This window comes from uncultured Algibacter sp. (genome assembly GCF_905480415.1).
Taxonomy (GTDB): Bacteria; Bacteroidota; Bacteroidia; order Flavobacteriales; family Flavobacteriaceae; genus Algibacter_B.
In genome coordinates this window covers 1-9,391 of sequence record NZ_CAJQQI010000021.1, presented here as the reverse complement: position 1 = coordinate 9,391, position 9,391 = coordinate 1, and the positions used below count along the sequence as shown (strand labels likewise).

At 33.5% G+C, this 9,391-nt stretch carries 6 protein-coding genes and 1 pseudogene; 3 read left to right on the top strand and 4 right to left on the bottom strand.

Annotated features, from left to right (window positions below; all coding sequences use genetic code 11):
- Nucleotides 1-1,704 (top strand): MopE-related protein (locus QZ260_RS02015; protein WP_295982176.1); only part of this gene is annotated, 1,704 nt, incomplete at its 5' end.
- A gap of 172 nt (nucleotides 1,705-1,876) precedes the next feature.
- Here the strand turns inward: QZ260_RS02015 and QZ260_RS02010 are convergent.
- Nucleotides 1,877-3,874: a urocanate hydratase gene (locus QZ260_RS02010; protein WP_295982174.1), complete on the bottom strand. Its 1,998-nt coding sequence runs from the start codon at nucleotides 3,872-3,874 to the stop codon at nucleotides 1,877-1,879.
- Nucleotides 3,875-3,882: 8 nt separating this feature from the next.
- Nucleotides 3,883-5,376 carry a histidine ammonia-lyase gene (hutH, locus tag QZ260_RS02005; protein ID WP_295982172.1) on the bottom strand — a complete coding sequence of 498 codons (1,494 nt, stop codon included), beginning with the start codon at nucleotides 5,374-5,376 and terminating at the stop codon, nucleotides 3,883-3,885.
- Nucleotides 5,377-5,458: 82 nt separating this feature from the next.
- On the opposite strand from hutH, the gene QZ260_RS02000 reads away from it, so the two are divergent.
- Entirely contained in the window at nucleotides 5,459-6,364 is a 906-nt protein-coding gene (locus tag QZ260_RS02000; RefSeq protein ID WP_295982170.1) for a LysR family transcriptional regulator, read from the top strand.
- 319 nt (nucleotides 6,365-6,683) lie between these two features.
- On the opposite strand, the gene QZ260_RS01995 is transcribed toward QZ260_RS02000, so the two are convergent.
- Both QZ260_RS01995 and QZ260_RS01990 read right to left on the bottom strand, forming a co-directional pair.
- Nucleotides 6,684-7,754 (bottom strand): hypothetical protein, encoded by a 1,071-nt coding sequence (locus QZ260_RS01995; protein WP_295982168.1) that lies wholly within the window; start codon nucleotides 7,752-7,754, stop codon nucleotides 6,684-6,686.
- A 527-nt stretch (nucleotides 7,755-8,281) separates the two neighbouring features.
- The gene (locus QZ260_RS01990; RefSeq protein WP_295982167.1) at nucleotides 8,282-9,055 is read right to left on the bottom strand and encodes a helix-turn-helix domain-containing protein; all 774 of its coding nucleotides are present in this window, start codon (nucleotides 9,053-9,055) and stop codon (nucleotides 8,282-8,284) included.
- Between the two features lie 52 nt (nucleotides 9,056-9,107).
- Here QZ260_RS01990 and QZ260_RS01985 point away from each other — a divergent pair.
- Nucleotides 9,108-9,391: pseudogene (locus QZ260_RS01985) on the top strand (DNA polymerase IV); the annotation flags it as partial.

The window sequence follows — 9,391 nt, the reverse complement described above, 5'->3', positions numbered from 1 at the left end:
GAAGAAGCTACATCAGATGTTACTTTCAATATAAGTAAAAAATTATATGCTGGTAATAATGGTGGTATTGGAGGTGTTTTTGGAACTGATGCCTTTAGTGAAACTGATGATAATGCAAACTTTTTTATTGGAAAAATGGATGCATTTGCCATATATAATACTCCACTGGATTTTTCAGCAGTGCAATCTATGTCTTCATTGTGGTATGCTGATATTGATGCCGATGGTTATGGTGATGCTAATGTTAGTTTAGCTCATTGTAGTCAACCTTTAGGCTATGTTAGTGATAACACAGATTGTGATGATACCAACACAAATATTAACCCAGGCAAAACAGAGATTCCATACAACGGAGTAGATGATGACTGTAATGCTCTAACCTTAGACGATGATTTAGATTCAGATGGTTATATCAACGCAAATGATTGTGATGATACCAATGCAAATATAAACCCAGGCAAAACAGAAATTCCATACAACGGCATCGATGATGATTGTGATGCAGCAACCTTAGATGATGATTTAGATTCAGATGGTTATGACTTAGCAGATGATTGTGATGATACCAACGCAAATATCAACCCCGGCAAAACAGAAATTCCATACAATGGGATTGATGATGATTGTGATGCTCTAACCTTAGACGATGATTTAGATTCGGATGGTTATATCAACGCAAATGATTGTGATGATACCAATGCAAATATTAACCCAGGCAAAACTGAGATTCCATACAACGGCATCGATGATGATTGTGATGCAGCAACCTTAGACGATGATTTAGATTCGGATGGTTATATCAACGCAAATGATTGTGATGATACCAATGCAAATATCAACCCAGGCAAAACAGAGATTCCATACAATGGGATTGATGATGATTGTAATGCTCTAACCTTAGACGATGATTTAGATTCAGATGGTTATATTAATGCTAACGATTGTGATGATACCAATGCGAATATCAACCCAGGAAAAACAGAAATTCCATATAATGGGATTGATGATGATTGTGATGCTTTAACCTTAGATGATGATTTAGATTCAGATGGTTATGACTTAGCAGATGATTGTGATGATACCAACGCAAATATCAACCCAGGAAAAACAGAGATTCCATACAATGGGATTGATGATGATTGTAATCCACTAACCTTAGACGATGATTTAGATTCAGATGGTTATAGCAACGCAAATGATTGTGATGATACCAATGCAAATATTAACCCAGGCAAAACTGAGATTCCATACAACGGTATTGATGATGACTGTGATGCTTTAACCTTAGATGATGATATTGATGAAGACGGTTATAGCTTTATTGGCGACTGTGATGATAATAATTTTAATATCAATCCAGGTGCTACTGAAATTCCAGGAAATTCAATAGATGAAGATTGTGATGGCATAGCTCAAACAACTTTAGGAAACAATGATTTTAAATTAGAAAACGTATTAATAACACCAAATCCATTTAACGAAACGATTACTATTAAAGTGCCTATTGGTTACTATAATCACGATTTTAATGTGACGTTATTTGATTTAAATGGAAGGACTATTTTCAACACAATAGAAGCGAGTAATAATGGTAAATTGAATATTTCTAATGGCTTAATTGAATTAAATAATGGAGCTTACTTTATTCAAATTACTAGTAAAGAACTTGGAACTTCTGTAATAAAAAAGTTGATAAAATATTAGCCTATAAAAAGCATGTTTAGGTTCATAAAAAAAGCGAGATAAAATCTCGCTTTTTTTTATTAAATCAGGTTTCAAAACGATTTTAGTTTTGGGTTTACGGCTTTTAAAGTATGAGATTAGTTACATGCTACTCTAACCATGTTTCACCTTCTAATTCAAAAATTACGAACTATTAAAAAAGATCTTCTAACAAGACATCATCTACTAAATTAGGAACAGTAACCTTTAAATTTGGTGTGCGCTCCATTTCGCGTTTAATAGCAAAAATAGCACCTTCATTTCGTGCCCAACTGCGCCTCGAAATCCCATTGTTTACATCGTAAAACAGCATGTTTTTTATGCGTTTTTCAGCTTCAGCGGTGCCATCTAGTAGCATTCCAAAACCACCATTTATAACTTCTCCCCAGCCAACACCACCTCCGTTGTGAATGGACACCCAAGTAGCGCCTCTAAAACTATCGCCAATAACATTATGAATGGCCATATCCGCTGTAAACCGACTACCATCATAAATATTTGAAGTTTCCCTGTATGGAGAATCTGTACCACTCACATCATGGTGATCTCTGCCTAATACCACAGGGCCTATTTCTCCTTTTGAAATGGCATCATTAAATGCGATTGCTATTTTTGATCGTCCTTCAGCATCCGCATATAAAATACGAGCCTGCGATCCTACAACCATATTATTTTGCTTTGCGTTTTTAATCCAAGTGATATTGTCTTGCATTTGTAGTTGAATGTCTTCTGGGGCACTCAGCATTAAGTCTTCTAGAATGGCTGCAGCAATGCGATCTGTTTTATCTAAATCTTCAGGGTTTCCTGAAGCACAAACCCACCTAAACGGACCAAAACCATAATCAAAACACAAAGGGCCTAAAATATCTTGCACATAAGATTGGTACCTAAAGTCTATATTATTTTTAGCCATAATATCCGCTCCGGCTCTAGAGGCTTCTAATAAAAAGGCATTTCCGTAATCAAAGAAATACGTTCCTTTTTGAGTATGCTTATTTATAACATCGACATGGCGCTTTAAAGAGGCCTGCACTTTTTCTTTAAAAAGTTTCCGATGTTCTCTAATAAGTATATGTGAATCTTCAAAACTCAAATCTACTGGGTAATAGCCACCAGTCCACGGAATATGTAGCGAGCTTTGATCTGATCCTAAATGGATAAAAATATCCTCATTATAAAAATGTTCCCAAACTTCAACAACATTCCCGATATACGCTATAGAGATAACTTCATTATGCTGTTGCGCTTCCCTTACGCGTTTAGTTAGGACATCAATATCATCAATTAAAACATCGACCCAACCTTGCTCATGTCTCTTTTTTGCTGCTTTAGGATTTACTTCAGCACAAACCGTAATACATCCTGCAATATTTCCTGCTTTGGGTTGAGCACCACTCATACCTCCTAATCCAGACGTTAAAAATACTTTCCCCGCGAGTGTGTCGTCTTTAGATAAAATTTTTCTAAATGCATTCATTACTGTTATGGTTGTTCCATGAACGATTCCTTGCGGACCAATATACATGTAAGATCCAGCAGTCATCTGCCCATATTGTGTCACACCTAATGCATTGAATTTCTCCCAATCATCGGGTTTAGAATAATTAGGGATCATCATGCCATTAGTTACTACAACTCGTGGTGCATCTTTTGAAGATGGAAATAATCCCATGGGATGCCCAGAATACATATGCAAAGTCTGCTCATTGGTCATGCTTGCTAAATAGTGCATGGTTAACAGGTACTGAACCCAATTTTGAAATACCGCCCCGTTGCCTCCATAGGTAATGAGTTCTTCAGGATGTTGCGCCACAGCTGGATCCAAATTATTCTGAATCATCAACATAATGGCTGCTCCTTGCTCAGATTGAGCAGGGTATTCAGAAATTGGTCGTGCATAGATGGCATAATTGGGCTTAAACCGATACATATAGATGCGTCCGTATTCTTTTAGTTCCTCAGCAAATTCGGTTGCTAAATCGCTATGCCATTGGTCCGGAAAATAGCGTAAAGCGTTTCTAATAGCTAATTGCTTTTCTTCTTTCGAGAGTACATCCTTGCGTTTTGGCGCTCTATTACCGCCAATAGGATATGCCTTTTTTGGAGGTAAAGTACTCGGTAATCCTTGTAAAATCTGTTCTTTAAATGTCATACTTAATTTTACTTTAAAATAAAAGTTTGATTTACCACTAAGTGAATCATCGCATTGATATCATCTTTTAGGATGCGGTCATCTTCAAGTTTTGCAACTTTTTCTCTTATGATTCTGAAATTTTCTTCAATAATATCTGAAAAGGTATTCGGCCTTCTAAATTCTAAAGCTTGAGCACCATACATTAATTCTATTGCTAATATTTTTTCTAAGTTTCCTAAAATCTGATTGAATTGACGCCCAGAAATACTCCCCATAGAGACATGATCTTCTTGTCCTAATGAAGTTGGTATGCTATCTGCCGATGGCGGGAAACATAAAGATTTGTTTTCGGTAACCAAGGCCGCTGTCGTGTATTGCGGAATCATAAATCCAGAATTTAAACCGCCTCCAGTGGTTAATAATCGGGGCAATCCAAATTTACCTTCTAGTAATAAAAAGCACCTTCGGTCTGCAATGTTTCCTAATTCTGAAGCTGCAATCGATCCATAATCTAAAGCCATGGCTAAGGGTTGTCCGTGAAAATTCCCTCCAGAAATCGCTTCAGTATCACTTAAAATAATGGGGTTATCGGTTACCGAATTCATTTCTATTTCGGCTAATTCTTTTAAATGGTGATATGCATTTCTTGATGCCCCATGAACCTGCGGAATACAGCGCATGGAATAGGGATCTTGCACGCGTTCACAATCTTCGTGCGAATCCACATTTTGTGACTTATAAAGTAACATAAACATGCGTTCAGCAACTTCTATATTGCCTTTAAAAGGACGAAGTTGATGCAACTCATCTCTAAAAGGAGACGAACTGCCTTGATAGCCTTCAATACTCATAGCGCCTGCAACATCCGCTAAATCCAAAAGGTATTCCATCTTTTTTAACCCCGTTATGGCATGGGCCAAAATAAACTGTGTACCATTAATTAAGGCTAAACCTTCTTTGGCTTTTAACTGGATTGGTTTTAAACCATAATCTTCCAAAACTTTTTTTGCGACAACGATTTGGTTGTCTATCAAAAATTCACCTTCACCAATTAAGGGTAAAAACAAATGCGATAGAGGCGCTAAATCGCCTGAAGCACCTACCGATCCTTGCTCAGGAACCAGAGGTAACAGATTATTTTTAATAAAAAATAAAATCCGTTCTATGACTTTTAATCGGATGCCAGAATAGCCTTGACATAGGGCATGGACCTTACAAATCATCATGAGTTTAGATAGCTTTTTATCTATGGGATTCCCAACACCTACCGCATGGGTTATTAGCAGGTTTTCTTGAAGTTTATTCGTTTGCTCATTTGTTATTTGAACATCACATAAAGGACCAAAGCCCGTATTAATACCATAGATGGCCCTATTAGAACTAGCCATCACTTCAACTTTTTTTCTACAAGCGACGACCTTATTTTTTACGTCTTCAGTAAGTATGCCTTCAATGGTGCATTCAGAAATACCAATAACGGTATCTAAGGTTAATGTATCTATACCGTATTTGAATGTCATTTTTTGAGTATTAGGTGATTATCACAAAGTTATTCTTATTTTTGATGTTTAAAAAGACTATTTAAGCTACACATTGATAACTATGGGTAATCAATTAGAATTCCGTCATTTAAAATATTTTTTAGCAGTTGCGGAAGATTTACACTTTCGGAAAGCAGCAGAACGCCTTTATATTTCACAACCTGGATTAAGCAGGCAGATTAAACAAATGGAAGATGATTTAGGGATGAAACTGTTTGAACGGCATAATAGAAAAGTAGAATTAACTCAAGCTGGCGACTACCTTAAAAATGAACTCACTCGGAATTTAAGACAGTTAGACGATATTATAAACCATGCTAAATTGCTTCATGATGGTAAAAAAGGACAATTAAAGTTGGGGTATGTGGGGTCTGCTATACAGAAAATAATTCCTGAGCTATTAATAAATTACAGAACAGAACATCCAGATATTGTTTTTAGTTTGAAAGAAATGGACAATCAAAAACAAATAGAAGAATTACTAAATTTTAATATTGATATTGGGTTTGTAAGATTGGAGCAAGTTCCTAAAACTATTGAAATAAAACGCATCGTTAGTGATACATTTTGTATCGTTCTGCCCGAAAACCATCACATTGACGCCTCTAATTTTAAAAACTTATCACAGCTTAAAGACGAGGCGTTTATCCTTTTTGATCCCGAATACAGTAAGTTTTATTACGATAAAGTGTTACAAATTTTCCAAGACAGTGGTTTTGCGCCTTTGGTGTCGCATCTTACCATTCATGCCAGTTCCATTTATAAACTAGTTGAAAATAATTTTGGGGTTTCCATTGTTCCAAAATCGTTAACAACAGGTCACACTAAAGGGATTAAATTTATTGAACTTGATGGTATTCCACAACGCACAGATTTATCTTTAGTTTGGAACAAAACAAACAGAAATCCTTTATTAAATTGGGTTTTAGACGTGGTGTCGAAATTAACACAGGATAAAAGACTATGATGGCATCAACTTATTACGTGATGCCTATCATGTCTTGTTACTGCAAAGTTTATCAAATGATTATGTATTAAAAAGAAAAAGCCTTCAAATTAATGAAGGCTTTTAAAACCAGAACTCCATAAGCTCGCTTATAAAACGTTAAACTACACTATGATGGCATTAAAATAGTTTTCACCATGATTATTTAGCCGCTTCTTCTCTATTACCATACCCATAATTGTTAGAAAAAAACAAGTGCAATTATAATTTTATTGCAATAAAACAAATAAATAGTCATTAGTTTTTATTAATAAATCTAGATTCTAATTTCATATTCAATTTATATGAAATCTATTTTTTCTAGTTCTTTTTTAAATTTTAATCTAGATTTAGTAATCAAATTTTGCTTAATCATTTTATAATCAACATTCAAATTTGAATAATCAATATTATTAATAAATTTCACTAATTCTTTTTCATTTTCAAAAAGATGTCCAATATCTTTATTTTGAGTAAAAATTTCATTGAAATAATCATTCTTTAATGATAGTATTGGTTTTTCATTATCAATCGCGTCATATAATGCACCACTAGCTCTTAATTTGTAACTGTCTTCGGGATTTACAAATAGAATATAGTCTAACTTTGATATAGCATTATCCATTTCCGTTCGAGTCAAACTTCTAGTATCAGAATCTGAAACGATTTCAATTCCTTCTTGATTTAATATATTTTTATCATAATATACTCTCCCAATACATAACAATTTTATGTTTTGTTTCAATTTCAATAAATTTGAAATTTTAAGTATATTTTCAAGTATTCCTTTTTCTTTCCTTAACTCTCCAATACAACCAATTCTAATAATACCATCATTTACTTTATTTAATTTTATTTGTTCTGTATTTATAAGTGAATGTTCAAAAGAAATAATTTTTTTATTAACCTTAGTAGAAACATACGTAGCGATATTCCTTTTTATACTTTCACCTAATACACAAAAATACATACCTTTTGGAGGTGTAAATTTTTCGGATTTTAATTTTTCCAACGCTTTCTTTGAGACAGAATTTAAAGGAAATGGTTTATATAGATATTCTAATTCACCATGAAACATCAAAATAATTTTTCTATTTAATATTTTAGTTAAAATATTGATAGCCGGAAAGGCCCACAATACCGTATAATTAAAAAATATTATATCTTTTTTACTTGATTTAAATATAACATAACAACTTGTTAACATTGAAAAAAATGATGATAAGAAGTAACCTCCTTTATCATCCCAATGGATAATAGGCAAAAACTTATATCTAACATTAATTGTTTTGTTTTGTATAATACGAAACGTGTTTTTTTTTACAGATCTGGATGTATAATATATTACTTCATCATAAATTTCTGAAAACATCTTTAAAGATGTTGCATTAAATAGTTCATGAACTGATCCTATTGTACTGTTATCTACATAAATTAATTTATTACTCATGCTTCAATAAGTTAAACTCATAATTAGGTGATTTTAAACTTAAACAATATAATTAAGGTTTATATAAGAAAGAACAACTTATTTTTAGTTTTTCTTAAAAAAGAAGAGAAATATTATTTAGCCACCTAAAAACTGATTTTACTTAGGGAAAACACCCTATAAATTGTTTTTTGAGATACCGTCTTCTGTCAAGAATTTACTCTCTAAACAAGATGCATTTTTAGATTGTAACACCAGATTATAATAAAATTATTTTACAGAATTATTTAATGAAATAGTATGAGAGTTCAATAAAAAAAAATAGACTTTTCAGAGGCCCTTTTTTAAAGCTTAAGTTATTTGCTCTTCCAAATCCAAAATTAACCTGGGTAGAAATAAAACTAACATCTTTATTTTTTCAGTAATTGTATGTCCTTAACCTATGGTCTCAATAGCTATAATCGGGCCCCTTAGTATTGCAGTTTTTCTAAAGATTTTAACTCAACGCCTAAATTATTAAACATACTAATAATACTGCTTATTTTTAGTTCCTCTTCACTGTATTCTTGGGTGTTGATACTACATGTAAACTCCCATATTTCCAGAATTTCGTTGATGGGTACACTATAGTCATGATACTCTTTATTATCGGATATTAAGAGTAGCGAATTATTAAAATCTATGTTATTCATCACTCTTTTATAAACCATACCATCATTAAGTGTAACAAGGATATAGGTTTTTCCACTTTTTATATCATTTCTGTCTTCAATAAAACATCCCACAACATAAGAACCACTTTTCATGGGTAACATAGAGTCTCCTTTTATGGGGAAGGCTCTGTGTTTTCCTGTGGGCAAAAAAGGGAGTTTTATTTTTTCTAAATGTTCAATATATTCAGGATCGTCATAACCTGCTAAATAACCTGCGGAGGCTTTAACAGGAACGACCTCTATTAAATTATCATTGTCGTTATCAACGGTAATAGGAAACAATACGCGTTGATTGCCAATTTCAATAAAAGAGGAATCTGTAGTTTTTGTTAAGTCATTTCGCAATAAAATATCAATAGGTAATTTGAAATAATCTGAAAGCTTAATGAGCATTTCAATGGTAGGGGCAGAACGTCCTTCTTCATGAGAACCAATGCGTGAACGTGTCACTTCCAATTCTTCTGCGAGAACTTCTTGTGATAGATTTTTAAGGTTTCTTAAATGCCGAATATTTTTTGATATCATTTTCATAATACTACAAATGTAAGCAATAATTACTTAAAAATGTAGCTAATTTTGTGATATGAATAAGAACATATTGCATTTAGATTTAGACACCTTTTTTGTTTCGTGTGAACGCCTGATTGATAGCCGGTTACAAAAAAGACCGCTACTTGTTGGAGGAACAGGAGATCGGGGTGTTGTTGCTGCATGTAGCTATGAAACGAGACGTTTTGGGGTGCATTCTGGGATGCCAATGAAGTTGGCAAAACGGCTGTGTCCTGAAGCGGTTGTTATTCGAGGTAATTCATCTATTTATACCAAATATTCGCATCAAGTTACCGAGATTATTAAAGAAAAAGCACC

Bases quoted from the DNA above. Each gene is read 5' to 3' on its own strand.
- QZ260_RS02010 (WP_295982174.1), bottom strand. From the start codon at position 3,874: ATGACATTTAAAGAACAGATTTTACAAGGATTACCGAGTACTTTACCT.
- hutH (WP_295982172.1), bottom strand. From the start codon at position 5,376: ATGACATTCAAATACGGTATAGATACATTAACCTTAGATACCGTTATT.
- QZ260_RS02000 (WP_295982170.1), top strand. From the start codon at position 5,459: ATGGGTAATCAATTAGAATTCCGTCATTTAAAATATTTTTTAGCAGTT.
- QZ260_RS01995 (WP_295982168.1), bottom strand. From the start codon at position 7,754: ATGTTTTCAGAAATTTATGATGAAGTAATATATTATACATCCAGATCT.
- QZ260_RS01990 (WP_295982167.1), bottom strand. From the start codon at position 9,055: ATGAAAATGATATCAAAAAATATTCGGCATTTAAGAAACCTTAAAAAT.